We start from the raw sequence: 14,855 nt of genomic DNA on the forward strand, positions 1-14,855 counted from the left end.
TTCTTCACTTTCCACATTATATTATACTTAGAAAGCTTCACTTTATTTTTATCCATCATACCTTATTTTTTAACAAATGATAAGTTTTCTGTGCAATTTGTTTCACAAAAATAGTATAGCATACCTCTTCCTTTTCTAACAACTTAATTGTATATCACATTTAAACAAATGTGATATATCTTTTAACTGAAAGAGAAATTAATACATCATATTTAAAACTACTTGAAAATAAAAAACACATCATGCTCTAAAGCACGATGTGTTTTTTATTTTACAACTACAAGATGTGGTCCATTTTGTTCTCTTTCTTTTATTACCTCATTCTGCTGTTTCTCTTCTCGTTTTACATGACTAGCAATATTAAGTAGTATTCCCATCGCAAGTAGATTAGCTATTAAGGAACTCCCGCCATAACTAATAAACGGTAAAGGTACTCCCGTAAGCGGTATTAATCCAGACATACCACCAACATTAACAAAAGTTTGTACTCCCATTAAACTTGCAATTCCGATTGCAATTAAACTTCCAAACGGATCTTTACATTTTTGAGCAATCCTGAATGAACGAATAATAATAAGTAGCAAGCAAATTAAAATAATAGCTACACCAATAAAACCTAACTCTTCAGATATAATAGCCATAATAAAATCTGTTTGCGGTTCTGGTAAATATCCATATTTTTGCACACTATTTCCTAATCCTCGACCGTTTAGCCCTCCTGAAGCAATTCCAATAAAAGAATTTACCAATTGGAATCCATCATTCTGAGGATCATTGAATGGATCAAGAAAAACTGAAAAACGGGCCTTTTGGTACCCACTTAATTTATAATTAGCCAGAAAATATAGCGCTGGAATCCAAACTATAGAAGTTAAAACAATTCGTTTAATCCATAAATTAATCCGTACTCCTGAACAAAGAAACATAATTCCTACTGTTCCTGCAATTAACAAATCGGTACCTAAATCATTTTGCTTTAAAATTAAAAACATTGCCATTCCAACAAAAGCAAGTGTAAGTCCCGACCCTTTAAAAACAGGTGTATTTGTCTCTTGTCTTCTTGCAAAAAAGCGAGCTAATATTATAATAATCGATAGTTTAACAAATTCAGCGGGCTGTATACCTAATATCCAACCTTTTGCACCATTTATTTCCTTACCAAAAATCAAGGCTGCTGCTAGTAAAGCAATACTCCCTAGCCCCATCGCCGATAAAATTATTCGTTTCCTCCAAAACTTATAAGGTAACGAGGCTACAATTACTAACAATACCGTTCCAATAGCTAAAGTTATTAATTGTTTTTTAAAAAAGTAATTTGCCGGCCAGTTATGCCTCGAAATCGCAACAATGGAACTAGAACTATATACCATTATTACTCCCAGCACACATAAGATAACAAGAGGAAGTAACAATGAATAATCCATTGATTTCCATACTTTTTTCATTTCATTTCCTCTTTCTGTTTCAATTTAATTATTGTTGTATTCCATATGTACATTGATTCTTCCTGCTTTATTATACAAATAAAAAGCCCAAACTAATTTAGTTTGAGCCCCCTTATTTGAACCCGTTATTGTTGTTTGTTTGTAAACGCTTCATGAAGTGCAGATAACTCACGTTCGAGCTCACCTAACATTGCTTTCCCTTGTTCTTCTGCAATAAGACCAAGGCGAACTGCAAAATCGACCTCGCGGGATAGTCCAAACATTTGTGTGTCTAACACTTCTTCATATAATGGACATTGCGGCATTGTAAGATGGTCCATTTGCACCTTAATAAGTCTTAAAATCTTCTCTGCATCCGCTTGTAGAAGGGCTAGTGCCTTTTCCTGATGATTTGCTACTGTCTCAGACGCCAAATTGATTCCCTCCGTTTCCGTCCTACTCTCCTCTATCCTATCTATTAATATTAGCGATAGTTTTAATAAATTGCAATAGAAACATTTTTTGTGACAACAGTGTCTAATGCTATTATACTGAAAAGTGGGAGTATAACACAAATGGGGGAACAACAATGAGCGAAATTTTATTTATTAACGGAAAAGTACGTTTTCCAATCACTATTGATCCAACTGTTTGGATCTTTGATGATCGAAAAGTAGATTTGACAACTTACTTTGATGAAACTAGAGAAAACACGTCTGAACTAGAAACTTATTTAAAAAACACTTCAGAACATTGGGATCGCGAAATTCGTGATGGTGCTGCCTTCCCGCCGATACAACAAAGTGTAAAGAAATATAAAAAAGAACAGCTAATTACTGGAACATTTGGTATATCATTTCATCCATTCCTTGCTAACGCTGAAATTTTAGACGACGCTACGCAAGTTGAAATTGAAACTGTAGATCATACAATGACACTTCCATTAGAAACTGTCAAAAATGCTATACTAGGTTTTTCAAAAGAAGGAAAGCCATTAAAAGAAGACGGACCTGTTCATCTCTATTTCAATGATGGATCTAATCGACAAAATCCAATCCGGAACATCCGTAAATTTACAATTATTTAAAGAAAAGGAGTGAGCTTAAGCTCACTCCTTTTTACAATAAATCTGCTGCTAGTTGAGCTAAATTAGATCGCTCCCCTTTAACAAACTTCACATGACCACTAATGCGCTGTTCTTTAAACTTCTCTACAACATACGTTAAGCCATTATTATATTCATCTAAATATGGGTGATCAATTTGCTGAGGATCTCCCATCAATACAATCTTACTCTTTTCCCCTACCCTAGTTAGTATCGTTTTCACTTCATGCTTTGTTAAATTTTGTGCTTCGTCAATGATAATGAACTGATCTGGAATACTTCTCCCGCGTATATAAGTAAGGGCTTCTACTTCAATCGAACCCATTCCAGCTAAAATAGCATCTAACTCTCCTGGCTTTTTCGTATTAAATAAATACTCTAGGTTATCAAAAATTGGTTGCATCCATGGTCTTAACTTTTCTTCTTTTTCTCCTGGTAAATAACCGATATCTTTTCCGACTGGGACAATTGGTCTTGCAACGAGTAATTTTTTATATAACCCTAAGTCTTCTGTTTGCATAAGTCCCGAAGCTAACGCAAGTAACGTTTTTCCTGTGCCGGCTTTCCCCGTTAATGTTACAAGCGGAATATCTTCACGAAGCAACAATTCTAATCCCATAATTTGCTGCACGTTTCGTGGTCGTATCCCCCACACTTGTTCATTGTGAAAAATAAGTTTCTTTACCTTCTTACCTAAGTGATCCACAATGCCAAGCGCAGAACTAGAGCCCCCTAATGCATCTTTCATTACTACAAATTGATTTGGGTAAAAAGGGTGATTCGCAATTTCAGATAGAGGCAATTCACCTTTCTCATAAAAATAATCCAATTGTTCTTTTGATATATATCCTTCTAAAAAGCCAGAATATATATTTTCTACTTCAATTACGCGATCACTTAAATAATCTTCAGCCTTCAAACCAATTGCATCAGCTTTTACCCTTACGAGTACATCTTTACTTACTAAAATAACAGACTTCCCGTCCTCTTTTTCCTGTTCTTCTAAAGATAGATTTTTTGCTACAGCTAAAATTCGATTATCATTTGTTTTTTCTACAAAAATATCTTGTAGTTGCACAAATGAACGATGGTTTAATTCAATACGAAATGTTCCGCCATTTTCTAGCGGGATACTTTCATGCAGCTTTCCTATTTCACGAAATTTATCTATTAACTTAGATACATAACGAGCATTTCGTCCTACTTCATCCATATAACGTTTTTTCGAATCAACCTCTTCTAATACAACTGCTGGAATCACTACTTCATTGGTTTCAAATGAAAAAATAGATAAAGGATCCTGCAAAAGTACATTCGTATCTAACACATAAATTTTATCCAACCTGTTACCCCCTGACTCCACTTTTAAATTTGTAGAACAAGGGTTTCATCCATAAAATATGGACGAACCATTGTTATAATTATATGTACCGTGTAAACGAGGTAGAATCGAAAATCATAGTCATTAAACCTTTTATTTATTCTTTATTCATTTCTATTCAATATATTACTTTTTATTATAATTATTAACGTTAAATCACAATAACCGATTACAAAAGTGAATAAACGAATTTCTTATTTAGCACATTTATAATTCTCTTATTCCTACTAGCACTTCGTTATCCAGCTTTTTGGCCGCCCGAAGATCGTATGTTTTTTCATATGTTGGTTCAATTGCAAGTTTCGCTCCATAAAACATAACATCACGTACTTCTTGCACATTCACTTCTATTACAGTTAATTTCAAAGAAATACCTTCCATTCTATCTGTCAAAATTTCACCTGCACCACTTATGGAAAATACGGATTCATTCGCCATTATAGTCAATACTACACCTGTATTATGCCTTATATTTTCCACAATACGTGAACGTTGATCTACTGCAAATCGAATACTAGTTTTGCTCACTGCATACACCCAAGAAATAGCACTTACGTTAGGAACTTGTTTTTCGAAATCTGTCGTTGCTATCATCACAATACACTCTTTACGCAACGTTTGTACTAAACCCTCTGTTAAAGTAGGCTCTACTACATTCGCCATATTTTCACCTCCAAACATACTTGGTATATCCTTATCATAACTTATTTTTCGAATTGCGAAAATATTATTTTTTCCCACTATTATTCAAAAACATTATACTTCCATGATATACTTATACTGATAGAATTCGTATTGAGGTGACGAAATGAGAGTCAAATGTATGATTTGTGATAAAAAAGATATGTTAGATGATGAAAATCCTATGGCAAAAAAACTGCGTAATCGCCCTATTCATACATATATGTGCATGGAATGTTCGGAACGAATTGCAGAGCGTACAATGGAACGTCATGCAAGTGGTAATTTCCGATTATATCGTGATAAAAAAGTCGAAGACGATTGGTAAAATGTAAATAAGTCCTTACTCATATAGATAAGGACTTATTTATATTTTTCAGGCTCAAGATTCATTTGATCCAAGAAACAATCAATAGCTTCTAATGGAAACCTTGCAGATTTCCTTTCCCCATTCATTTCATATGTAATTAAATACATTTCCTCGTTCTTTTTAACTTCCACATTTTTCAATTTATGTTCTTCATATATCATATTTTGAAATAACAAATACGTTTCTTTTGCAGCACTATCATCCGGACGTGCTTCCGCAACTGTTTTAATTGTTAACCAATTATATAGTGCATCTTGTACTGAACGCATAAAACTTCGCCCCTTCACCCTGCTTTTTGTTGTTTCGCTTGACGCAAACGCAATCTATAAATTCCAAGTACAATTGCCGCTACAACAAGTCCTTCTCCAACAGGTAAAAATACAGCAAAAAAGGTTAATACTGTACATCCAATTGCTAATGATATGTATATTACTATATTTTTTAATACAGACAACTTTCTAGCAAATCCTAAATTATAGACGAGAGCACTTAATATAATAATCGTCCCATAAAGTAACCACATTCCTAACTCTGGATTTTCATCAACTTTACATAATTTCGCAAAAAAAGACATTCTTTCTAACACTATTTATCCCCCCTTCTCATAAAAAACAAAATTTCTTTATGTACTTAATACAAGAGTAACCTGCGAAAAAAATACTGTCCACTAAAAAGAGTAAATATTCTAAAAAATAAACATAAAAAATAAAACAGCTACCTTAAAGGTAGCTGTTTTATTTTTTTATGCTTCTACAGATTTCTTTTTCTTAGCAGCTCTTTCACGTTCGCTCTTATCAAGAATCTTTTTACGTAAACGAATTGATTCTGGAGTTACTTCACAGAACTCGTCATCATTTAAGTACTCTAATGACTCTTCTAGAGTCATTAAGCGTGGTTTTTTCATTGTTGAAGTTTGATCTTTCGTTGCAGAACGAATGTTAGTTTGTTGTTTCATTTTCACAACGTTAACTGTTAAGTCGTTCTCACGAGTATGTTCTCCTACGATCATACCAGCATATACTTCTGTACCTGGTTCAACGAAGATTACACCACGGTCTTCAACTTGCATAATACCGTATTGTGATGCTTTTCCTGTTTCAAGTGAAACTAGAACACCTTGGCGACGTCCACCCACTTGTCCAGCATGTACTGGTTGGTAGCAATCGAATGTATGGTTTAAAATACCGTAACCACGAGTTAATGTTAGGAATTCTGTTGTGTAACCAATTAAACCACGTGCCGGAACCATGAAAGTAAGGCGAACTTGACCGTTTCCGTTATTCACCATATCTAACATTTCACCTTTACGTGCACCCATTGATTCCATAATAGAACCAGTGTATTCTTCAGGAACATCGATTTGTACGCGCTCTACAGGTTCACATCTTACGCCATCGATATCTTTAATAATTACTTCAGGCTTAGATACTTGTAGTTCATAACCTTCACGACGCATGTTTTCAATTAAGATAGATAAATGCAATTCCCCGCGTCCAGATACGATCCATGCATCAGGAGAATCTGTATTATCTACACGTAAACTTACATCTGTTTCTAATTGTGAACGAAGACGCTCTTCAATTTTACGAGATGTAATAAATTTACCTTCACGACCTGCAAATGGGCTGTTATTTACAAGGAATGTCATTTGTAGCGTTGGCTCATCAATACGTAATAATGGTAAAGCCTCTTCATGCTCAACCGGACATACCGTTTCACCTACGTTGATGTCTTCCATACCTGAAACAGCTACTAAATCTCCAGCTTTTGCTTCTTCAATTTCTTGACGTTTTAATCCAATGTAACCGAATAATTTCGTTACGCGGAATTGTTTTACACTTCCGTCAACTTTCATTAAAGCAACTTGTTGTCCAACCTTCATTGTACCGCGGAATACGCGTCCAACTCCAATACGTCCAACGTAGTCGTTGTAATCAAGAAGTGCTACTTGGAATTGAAGTGGCTCTTCGCTGTTATCAACTGGTGCTGGAATATGTTCGATAATTGTATCGAATAATGATTTCATATTCTCTTCTTGATTTGCCGGATTTGAATCCAAACTTGCTGTTCCGTTCATTGCTGATGCAAATACAACTGGGAACTCTAATTGATCTTCGTTTGCACCAAGTTCGATGAATAAGTCAACTACTTCATCAACTACTTCATCAGGGCGAGCGAAGTCACGGTCAATTTTGTTTACAACAACGATTGGAGTTAAGTTTTGCTCAAGAGCTTTCTTTAAAACAAATCGTGTTTGTGGCATACAACCTTCATATGCATCAACAACAAGTAGAACACCATCAACCATTTTCATGATACGTTCTACTTCTCCACCGAAGTCAGCGTGACCTGGTGTATCTAAAATGTTAATTCTTTTATCTTCATAGTGAATCGCTGTATTCTTCGCTAAAATTGTAATACCGCGTTCTCTTTCTAGATCATTTGAATCCATTGCGCGTTCTTCAATATGTTCATTCGCACGGAATGTCCCCGCTTGACGTAATAACTGGTCAACAAGTGTTGTTTTACCATGGTCAACGTGGGCAATAATTGCTATATTACGTAAATCTTGTCGTTTTTTCAACATGTCCAACTCCTAATGTCTTTTTAATCCTTCTCTATTATAAGAGCGAAGGGGATACAATAGCAATTAAAATAAAAGCAAGAATGAAAATATAGTTGTATTCTCACTTTTGTGAAAGTAAAATGAGATTGGAGGGTGAAGAAATGGAACACATTCAATATCGCTTTTTATTAACCGCAATTATCGGTGTTATTTTCTTAATCGGTATCGGCATTATGATTGCTGAAAATAGTCCAATCGGTATTATTATTTGCATTATCGGTACATTTGTTGCAGTTGGATACGGTTTTGTAACAAAAAGAAAAATGCGCAAATCACAATAACGCTAAAAAGTAAGAAGCTTATACATAGCCTCTTACTTTTTTTGTGGCTCTGATATAAAAGATAACACTTCTTCATACACTCCTGGTTTTGCAACTAGCACACTGCTCTTCTCTATGATAGAAAGTGGCGCTCCAGAGAATGTCGTTACCTTCCCTCCAACTTCTTCTACAATTATCTGTCCTCCGCCAAAATCCCATGGTGATAATCTCGGCGTTACATATGCATCTATTCTTCCTGTTGCAACGTACACCATCTCTAACGCTGCACAGCCATACGATCTCGTGCCCCTTGCTTTCTTAACAAGTGCCATCATACTTTCCATATTAAGCAATGGATTATCTGTAAGCCATATCGCATTTAAAGCTACAATACCTTGCTCTACAGTTCCTTTTTCCAATGGAGGAATTGATATATCATTACAAAAAGCTCCAGATCCCTTGACTGCATGATATAGTTCATCATGTACTGGATCATAAATAAGTCCAATCTTTCCGATACCGTTCTCATAAATCCCAATTGAAATTGCAAAATTTCTTTTTTGATGAACAAAGTTCATCGTGCCGTCAATTGGATCAATTAACCAAACAACCCCGTCAGAAGACGTTATCTCGTCTCCATAACCTTCTTCTCCTAAAATATTATGATTCGGGAATGTTTCTTTAATTTTCCCAATTAAAAACTGTTCTATCTCTCGGTCCATATTTGTAACTAAGTCAGCTGCATTGGATTTTGTTTCTATAATAAGTGCTTTTTTCATGGATGCCATTAAATGCTCTCCTGCATCCCGAATCCACCGTTTGGCGTGTGCATCGATGTCTTTCCATACTTCTTGCATGTTTAAACACTCCGATCTTTACTGTTCACAGAAAAAACGAACCCTTTATAAGGTTCGCACCAACTAATTTTTTATACATATACTATTATTACGCTTCTAAACGAATCATTTCAAGTCTTAACACTTCTAACTTTTGTACACACTCTTCTTTTTTCTGTTTATCATCTTCCATCATCGCATCATATAAAGTTGCTAATTCATAATCTAGCTCCAAACGTAGCACCGGTATTCTCTTTTCGGCATCTGTTCTCTTTAACGCATTAATCACCTGTCTCATATTATTTGCCTCCTCCCAATATTCGTCTGCCCTCGGACTAGAATTAATTCAATTTTCTGATTTTTTGTTTTATACTATACTATGTTGGATAAATCATCTATGCAACAAAATTATATTTTTTTATTTAAATTTTTTTGTGCTGTTTTTTTTATGAATAGTACAAGCTATGCTAAAATAAAAGCAAAATAGGAGTTGGAGGAACAATCATGACAATACAAACATTCAAGTCAACTGATTTTGATGTCTTTACAGTTGATGGTCTCGAAGAACGAATGAGTGCAATTAAAACGAACATTCATCCTAAGCTAGAAGCTTTAGGGGAACAATTTGCAGAATACTTATCCCAACACACTGATGAGAACTTTTTTTATCATGTTGCAAAACACGCACGTCGCAAAGTCAATCCACCAAACGATACTTGGGTTGCTTTTTCAACAAATAAACGAGGATATAAAATGCTACCGCATTTCCAAATCGGCTTATGGGGTACTCATGCCTTCATATACTTTGGTTTAATCTATGAGTGTCCACAAAAAGTTGAGACGGCTCATGCCTTCTTAGAACATTTAAATGATTTAAAAACAAATATTCCAAATGACTTCGTTTGGTCCATTGACCATACTAAACCAAGTGTGAAATTACATAAAACACTTGAAACCGAAGACTTACAAAAGATGATTGAACGACTAGCTACTGTAAAAAAAGCAGAATTATTAGTTGGTATTCATATATCACCAGAGGAGTTTTCAGCAATGACCAACGAACAATTCCTTGCTAAGATTGAATCTACGATGCAATCACTCCTTCCTTTATATGCACTTTGTAATCGATAGTAGAAAACGGACAATTTATATTGTCCGTTTTTAGTTGTTATCACATTATATCACTTCAGTTTTTATTTTTCAAAATATTTTTTACATTTTTACGAGCTTTTGTTCTTCGACTTCCTTTGCTCTTTGAATAGCACGATATATAGAGTATCCACTTACTTCTTGAAACTCTTTATCAATTTTCTTTTCTTCTGCTTTCGATGGAACAATCTCTTTAAAACGACGATATAAACCCATTAATTCTTCTCTTATAATTCCTTTTTCATAAGCTTTCTCAATTGCTTCATAAAACTTCACAATTATAACCATTTCCTCATTTGACCAATCATAATCTAACGGATATTGATATTCCATTTCGCACCTCATTTATCATTTCTTCTTGTTTCATTATGCTATCTTAAAGAGAATGTTTTATTCTTCATTATAGCCACTCTGCATTATACACTATTTATTCATTTTAATGGAATTGTCTTCCTCCATTCATTAGTTGAGGCTAACTATTAAACATACTCACCTTAAAAATATTTTTTTCTATACATCTATAATTATTGGTGATATAATGCTTTTGTTTTATAGAAAATAAAGTGAAGCTACCATCTCAAAACCGATTTTTTGAATGGCAGAAAAACAAGCCTCATTCTAAAAAAAGGACTTACCTTTTTTAGAGCAGGATTATATAAAACAAATTAAATATTATGAAGAAGAAGGGGTGTATAGATTGTCCCAATACGAAACACCATTGTTTACCGCTTTAGTTGAGCACAGTAAGCGAAATCCAATTCAATTCCATATTCCTGGTCATAAAAAAGGACAAGGCATGGATCCTACATTTCGCGAATTTATTGGGCATAATGCATTAGCAATTGATTTAATTAATATTGCGCCACTCGATGATTTACATCATCCAAAAGGTATGATTAAAGAAGCACAGGATTTAGCAGCCGCTGCATTCGGTGCAGATCATACTTTCTTTTCTATTCAAGGTACAAGTGGCGCTATTATGACAATGGTGATGAGCGTTTGCGGTCCTGGTGACAAAATCCTAGTACCACGAAACGTGCATAAATCAGTAATGTCAGCTATTATTTTCTCAGGTGCAAAACCGATTTTCATGCATCCTGAAATCGATCCGAAACTCGGTATTTCTCATGGAATCACAATTCAATCTGTCAAAAAAGCACTTGAAGAGCACTCAGATGCAAAGGGCTTACTTGTTATTAATCCAACGTACTTTGGATTTGCTGCAGACTTAGAACAGATTGTACAATTAGCACATTCTTATGACATCCCTGTACTAGTCGACGAGGCTCATGGTGTTCATATTCATTTTCACGATGAATTGCCGATGTCAGCGATGCAAGCTGGTGCAGACATGGCAGCAACAAGTGTTCACAAATTAGGAGGCTCTTTAACTCAAAGTTCTATTCTTAATGTGAAAGAAGGCTTGGTGAATGTAAAACATGTCCAATCTATTATTAGCATGCTTACAACTACATCAACTTCTTACATCTTGTTAGCATCACTTGATGTTGCGAGAAAACGTCTTGCTACAGAAGGAACAGCACTCATAGAACAAACAATACAATTAGCTGAACATGTTCGTGATGCTATAAATTCTATTGAGCATCTTTACTGTCCTGGAAAAGAAATGTTAGGTACAGATGCTACCTTTAACTATGATCCTACAAAGATAATTGTATCTGTAAAAGATTTAGGTATTACCGGCCACCAAGCTGAAGTATGGCTTAGAGAGCAATATAACATTGAAGTAGAACTCTCAGATCTATACAACATACTATGTCTTATCACTTTAGGAGACACAGAAAGTGATACAAATACACTTATTGCAGCATTAAAAGATTTAGCAGCAACATTTAGAAATAGGGCAGATAAAGGTGTTCAAGTACAAGTAGAGATTCCAGAAATTCCAGTGCTAGCACTTTCTCCTCGAGATGCTTTTTATTCGGAAACAGAAGTCATTCCATTTGAAAATGCAGCGGGTCGTATTATAGCTGATTTTGTTATGGTTTATCCGCCAGGGATTCCAATCTTTACTCCGGGGGAAATTATTACACAAGAAAACTTAGAGTATATTCGTAAAAACTTAGAAGCAGGTTTACCTGTACAAGGTCCTGAAGATATGACATTACAAACATTACGTGTTATTAAAGAGTACAAGCCTATCAGTTGATAGGCTTTTTTTTCACCTTTTTTCCTTTTCTTCATACGATACTAAAGAATGTAACGTATAGGTGGGGATACTATTATGATTGTAATAGGCCGTTCTATTGTACATCCTTATATTACAAATGAATATGAGCCATTTGCAGCAGAGAAACAACAAATTTTATCAATAATGGCAGGAAATCAAGAAGTTTATTCCTTCCGAACAGCTGATGAACTCAGCTTTGATCTCAATTTACGAGTTAATATTATTATCTCTGCACTAGAACTTTTTCAAAGTGGATTTCAGTTTCGCACATTTCAACAATCCTTTTGCAACCCCCAGTATTGGAAAAGAACATCCCTTGGAGGATTCGAGCTTCTTCCAAACATACCACCTTCTATTGCCATACAAGATATTTTCAAAAACGGAAAACTATATGGAACTGAATGCGCAACCGCTATGATCATTATTTTTTATAAAGCTTTATTATCATTGTATGAGGAAGAAACTTTCAATCGTCTATTTGCAAACCTTTTACTTTATACATGGGACTACGATCAAGATCTAAGACTCATAACAAAAAACGGTGGCGATCTTGTTCCAGGTGACCTCGTTTACTTTAAAAATCCACAAGTGAATCCAGCTACGATTGAGTGGCAAGGAGAAAACACAATCTATTTAGGAAATTTCTTTTTTTACGGACATGGCGTAGGTGTAAAAACAAAAGAAGAAATTATTTATTCATTAAATGAACGACGAGTCCCTTACGCTTTTATTTCAGCTTTCTTGACCGATACTATTACCCGTATAGATAGCCGTATAATGAGCCAATACGCTTCTTCTAGTACACCACAGACATCCATAAGCTTTATTCCAATTAGAGATGATGCAATCGTTGCAACAGTTGGCCATACAACTACAATTTATTAAAAAAGCGCCTACACATGTAGGCGCTTTTTCTTATTATTAAGCTTTTGTATGTTCTTTATGGTCACATTCGCAATGAGATCCACATTTCCCGTATAGTACTGTTGATTTTTCATCTTCAAAATGTCCAATTGTTCCTTCACATACTTGGCATACGATTGTTCCCATTTTCATTTCCCCCTGAGTTTTAATAGTAATCTATTTATCTATCATTAAGCTTTCGCATTATCTTTTCTAGCACAGTCACAATTTGTTCCACATTTTCCGTAAAGTACTGTCGTTTTCTCATCTTCAAAATGTCCGATTGTTCCTTCACATACTTGGCATACGATTGTTCCCATTTTTCATTTCCCCCTAAGTTTATGGTCCTAAAAACTTTTAGCTGTCCATTTCCTATCAATTATTGGGCTTTTGTATGCTCTGTGTGATCACATCCGCAAGATCCACATTTCCCGTAAAGTACCGTTACTTTCTCATCTTCGAAGTGTGCAATTGTACCTTCACAATCTTGACATACGATTGTTCCCATTTTTCATTTCCCCCTAAGTTTATAATCCCAAAAACTTTTTTGTAACCGCTTAACTTTCTGTCTTTATTTTAATATGTTATACTTTTTACGTCAATAGGTTTTTAGTATAACACATTAAATATTTTAAATTTTAATTAGTATGCGATATTCAAATAAAAAACAGCCATATTTATAAGTACGACTGTTTCACATTAATTATTCTTCATATTCCGCATGTAAAGAAGTTGACGGAACTAGAAATTTGAAAAACTGAGCTAACTCCTTCGCTTCCTCTTCTGATCCTAATTTAAAAATCTCCTGTATATATTGAACATTCTCTACATCATCTCTTCCGAGTAAAGTAGACCTTCCTGTTTGCATACAAACAATGAGCGGTTTTCCAAAAAACATATTTGTATAAATAACACCAAAATCATAACGTGTATCATGTGTCATAAACCCTAAAAATCGTACCTTCACACTTTCATGCTCATCATACAATTTTTCAAACATTGGTTTCCACCTTTCTACATCACGTTTCATTAATAGTATATTAAACAAAACATGTAATACTCCTTTTAATTGTCAAAAAATTCAGTAGGATGTAGAATGATAGTATTCTACTAAGTTAGGGGGAACTTATATGCAACACGCCTTTATTACGCTTGTACCAAAATCCAACCAACAATCTGTTTCAATAGATGATATAAAACAACTTTTTCATTATTATAAAACAGTTACTTCTAAAACTGGTGCCCAAATTAATTACACGTATACAAATACCGCTTTTCCTTATGAAATTTTAGATACATCTACAACAACATTAAAACTTCAATCCAATCACGACCGGTATGACTCAATTTATATTGGTGTTGGTATAGAAAATGAACAATTTTTCATCCAAGTTTCTTTACCACCTAATGCAACATATGGTGACAAAGGGAAAGCAAATGAATTTTGCCGGTTTTTAGCGAAGAAATTAGAAGGAGAGTTACAATTATTTAATGGAAGAACAATGTATTTTTATAAACGTTAATTTAAAAAATAAATAATACGATTAAAAATAGTATACAATTCGAACATGTAAGAAATAACGCTTGCTTTCTTACGTGTAATACAAAATACGCTATTACATAGGCTAAATACAGGAATACGAAAAAAAGAATAACTTTATAATGAAACTTATCACCATTCGATAATGTTAATACAGTGGAAAAGCCACTCCATAGTAGTAAATGATAAAATATAACATGTAATATTTTCATGGAACCTTCTCCTTTGACATGCTCTATTTTATTAATATATGGGGTTAAGTTTGAATCAATTACATATTATAGGATGATATATATTACCTTTGAAGTAAGTTACGCCTAAATCATTTGTTAAAGTATTATATATTCATTCGACAAGTACGTTTAAAGACCTTGCAAGTCATTTGATGA

General features: G+C 34.4%; 22 protein-coding genes. 7 read left to right on the top strand and 15 right to left on the bottom strand.

Translation table 11 applies throughout. From position 1 onward, the window contains the following. Window positions 1–266: 266 nt before the first annotated feature. Together AC3EMB_RS19315 and AC3EMB_RS19320 are read right to left on the bottom strand one after the other, a co-directional pair. Window positions 267–1,445, bottom strand: a complete 1,179-nt coding sequence (locus AC3EMB_RS19315; RefSeq protein ID WP_053563736.1) for an FtsW/RodA/SpoVE family cell cycle protein — start codon at window positions 1,443–1,445, stop codon at window positions 267–269. Window positions 1,446–1,570: 125 nt separating this feature from the next. Beyond that, entirely contained in the window at window positions 1,571–1,858 is a 288-nt protein-coding gene (locus tag AC3EMB_RS19320; protein WP_000135694.1) for an Fpa/YlaN family protein, read from the bottom strand. Window positions 1,859–2,013: 155 nt separating this feature from the next. Between AC3EMB_RS19320 and AC3EMB_RS19325 the strand changes: the two genes are divergently transcribed. Further along, window positions 2,014–2,511 carry a molybdopterin-binding protein gene (locus AC3EMB_RS19325; RefSeq protein WP_454484129.1) on the top strand — a complete coding sequence of 166 codons (498 nt, stop codon included), beginning with the start codon at window positions 2,014–2,016 and terminating at the stop codon, window positions 2,509–2,511. Between the two features lie 31 nt (window positions 2,512–2,542). Here the strand turns inward: AC3EMB_RS19325 and AC3EMB_RS19330 are convergent, their stop codons facing one another. Together AC3EMB_RS19330 and AC3EMB_RS19335 are read right to left on the bottom strand one after the other, a co-directional pair. Then, the gene (locus tag AC3EMB_RS19330) at window positions 2,543–3,871 is read right to left on the bottom strand and encodes a PhoH family protein (protein ID WP_000358083.1); all 1,329 of its coding nucleotides are present in this window, start codon (window positions 3,869–3,871) and stop codon (window positions 2,543–2,545) included. Between the two features lie 246 nt (window positions 3,872–4,117). After that, on the bottom strand, window positions 4,118–4,573 hold the full coding sequence (locus AC3EMB_RS19335) for a pyridoxamine 5'-phosphate oxidase family protein (protein ID WP_000024600.1): 456 nt from the start codon (window positions 4,571–4,573) through the stop codon (window positions 4,118–4,120). A 145-nt stretch (window positions 4,574–4,718) separates the two neighbouring features. Between AC3EMB_RS19335 and AC3EMB_RS19340 the strand changes: the two genes are divergently transcribed. After that, a complete protein-coding gene (locus tag AC3EMB_RS19340) occupies window positions 4,719–4,919 on the top strand; it encodes a YlaI family protein (protein WP_001995040.1) in 201 nt (66 codons plus the stop codon). Window positions 4,920–4,954: 35 nt separating this feature from the next. Here AC3EMB_RS19340 and AC3EMB_RS19345 read toward each other — a convergent pair whose 3' ends face one another. The 3 genes from AC3EMB_RS19345 to typA all read right to left on the bottom strand — a co-directional run bounded on the left by AC3EMB_RS19345 (window position 4,955) and on the right by typA (window position 7,548). After that, on the bottom strand, window positions 4,955–5,230 hold the full coding sequence (locus AC3EMB_RS19345; RefSeq protein ID WP_053563734.1) for a hypothetical protein: 276 nt from the start codon (window positions 5,228–5,230) through the stop codon (window positions 4,955–4,957). 14 nt (window positions 5,231–5,244) lie between these two features. After that, window positions 5,245–5,547, bottom strand: coding sequence for a YlaH-like family protein (locus AC3EMB_RS19350; protein ID WP_000893662.1), 303 nt, complete (start codon window positions 5,545–5,547; stop codon window positions 5,245–5,247). Between the two features lie 156 nt (window positions 5,548–5,703). Further along, entirely contained in the window at window positions 5,704–7,548 is a 1,845-nt protein-coding gene (typA, locus tag AC3EMB_RS19355) for a translational GTPase TypA (RefSeq protein ID WP_000914752.1), read from the bottom strand. A gap of 140 nt (window positions 7,549–7,688) precedes the next feature. On the opposite strand from typA, the gene AC3EMB_RS19360 reads away from it, so the two are divergent. Beyond that, window positions 7,689–7,868 carry a DUF5325 family protein gene (locus AC3EMB_RS19360; protein ID WP_000400123.1) on the top strand — a complete coding sequence of 60 codons (180 nt, stop codon included), beginning with the start codon at window positions 7,689–7,691 and terminating at the stop codon, window positions 7,866–7,868. 32 nt (window positions 7,869–7,900) lie between these two features. On the opposite strand, the gene AC3EMB_RS19365 is transcribed toward AC3EMB_RS19360, so the two are convergent. Further along, window positions 7,901–8,704, bottom strand: a complete 804-nt coding sequence (locus AC3EMB_RS19365; protein WP_053563733.1) for an inositol monophosphatase family protein — start codon at window positions 8,702–8,704, stop codon at window positions 7,901–7,903. A gap of 88 nt (window positions 8,705–8,792) precedes the next feature. Further along, a complete protein-coding gene (locus AC3EMB_RS19370) occupies window positions 8,793–8,981 on the bottom strand; it encodes a hypothetical protein (protein ID WP_001250164.1) in 189 nt (62 codons plus the stop codon). A gap of 206 nt (window positions 8,982–9,187) precedes the next feature. Between AC3EMB_RS19370 and AC3EMB_RS19375 the strand changes: the two genes are divergently transcribed. Beyond that, entirely contained in the window at window positions 9,188–9,814 is a 627-nt protein-coding gene (locus AC3EMB_RS19375) for a YktB family protein (protein ID WP_000155318.1), read from the top strand. 81 nt (window positions 9,815–9,895) lie between these two features. Here the strand turns inward: AC3EMB_RS19375 and AC3EMB_RS19380 are convergent, their stop codons facing one another. Beyond that, entirely contained in the window at window positions 9,896–10,165 is a 270-nt protein-coding gene (locus AC3EMB_RS19380; RefSeq protein ID WP_000456546.1) for a UPF0223 family protein, read from the bottom strand. Window positions 10,166–10,529: 364 nt separating this feature from the next. On the opposite strand from AC3EMB_RS19380, the gene speA reads away from it, so the two are divergent. Next, window positions 10,530–12,002 carry an arginine decarboxylase gene (gene speA, locus AC3EMB_RS19385; protein ID WP_423117136.1) on the top strand — a complete coding sequence of 491 codons (1,473 nt, stop codon included), beginning with the start codon at window positions 10,530–10,532 and terminating at the stop codon, window positions 12,000–12,002. A gap of 75 nt (window positions 12,003–12,077) precedes the next feature. Further along, window positions 12,078–12,908, top strand: coding sequence for a protein-glutamine gamma-glutamyltransferase (locus AC3EMB_RS19390; protein WP_000635337.1), 831 nt, complete (start codon window positions 12,078–12,080; stop codon window positions 12,906–12,908). A gap of 36 nt (window positions 12,909–12,944) precedes the next feature. Here AC3EMB_RS19390 and AC3EMB_RS19395 read toward each other — a convergent pair whose 3' ends face one another. The 4 genes from AC3EMB_RS19395 to AC3EMB_RS19410 all read right to left on the bottom strand — a co-directional run bounded on the left by AC3EMB_RS19395 (window position 12,945) and on the right by AC3EMB_RS19410 (window position 13,926). Further along, window positions 12,945–13,073, bottom strand: a complete 129-nt coding sequence (locus tag AC3EMB_RS19395) for a GapA-binding peptide SR1P (RefSeq protein ID WP_000536796.1) — start codon at window positions 13,071–13,073, stop codon at window positions 12,945–12,947. 44 nt (window positions 13,074–13,117) lie between these two features. Further along, window positions 13,118–13,246: a GapA-binding peptide SR1P gene (locus AC3EMB_RS19400; RefSeq protein WP_000536803.1), complete on the bottom strand. Its 129-nt coding sequence runs from the start codon at window positions 13,244–13,246 to the stop codon at window positions 13,118–13,120. Window positions 13,247–13,305: 59 nt separating this feature from the next. Next, the gene (locus AC3EMB_RS19405) at window positions 13,306–13,434 is read right to left on the bottom strand and encodes a GapA-binding peptide SR1P (protein WP_000536778.1); all 129 of its coding nucleotides are present in this window, start codon (window positions 13,432–13,434) and stop codon (window positions 13,306–13,308) included. Window positions 13,435–13,629: 195 nt separating this feature from the next. Next, window positions 13,630–13,926, bottom strand: a complete 297-nt coding sequence (locus AC3EMB_RS19410) for a DUF3055 domain-containing protein (protein WP_000462038.1) — start codon at window positions 13,924–13,926, stop codon at window positions 13,630–13,632. Window positions 13,927–14,056: 130 nt separating this feature from the next. Here AC3EMB_RS19410 and AC3EMB_RS19415 point away from each other — a divergent pair, with 130 nt between their 5' ends. Next, window positions 14,057–14,449 (top strand): DUF1885 family protein, encoded by a 393-nt coding sequence (locus AC3EMB_RS19415; RefSeq protein WP_001163297.1) that lies wholly within the window; start codon window positions 14,057–14,059, stop codon window positions 14,447–14,449. 1 nt (window position 14,450) lies between these two features. Here AC3EMB_RS19415 and AC3EMB_RS19420 read toward each other — a convergent pair whose 3' ends face one another. After that, complete coding sequence (locus AC3EMB_RS19420) at window positions 14,451–14,678, bottom strand: hypothetical protein (RefSeq protein ID WP_000697470.1); 228 nt, start codon at window positions 14,676–14,678, stop codon at window positions 14,451–14,453. Window positions 14,679–14,855 lie beyond the last annotated feature (177 nt).

It is taken from the genome of Bacillus sp. LQ16, from assembly GCF_057784645.1.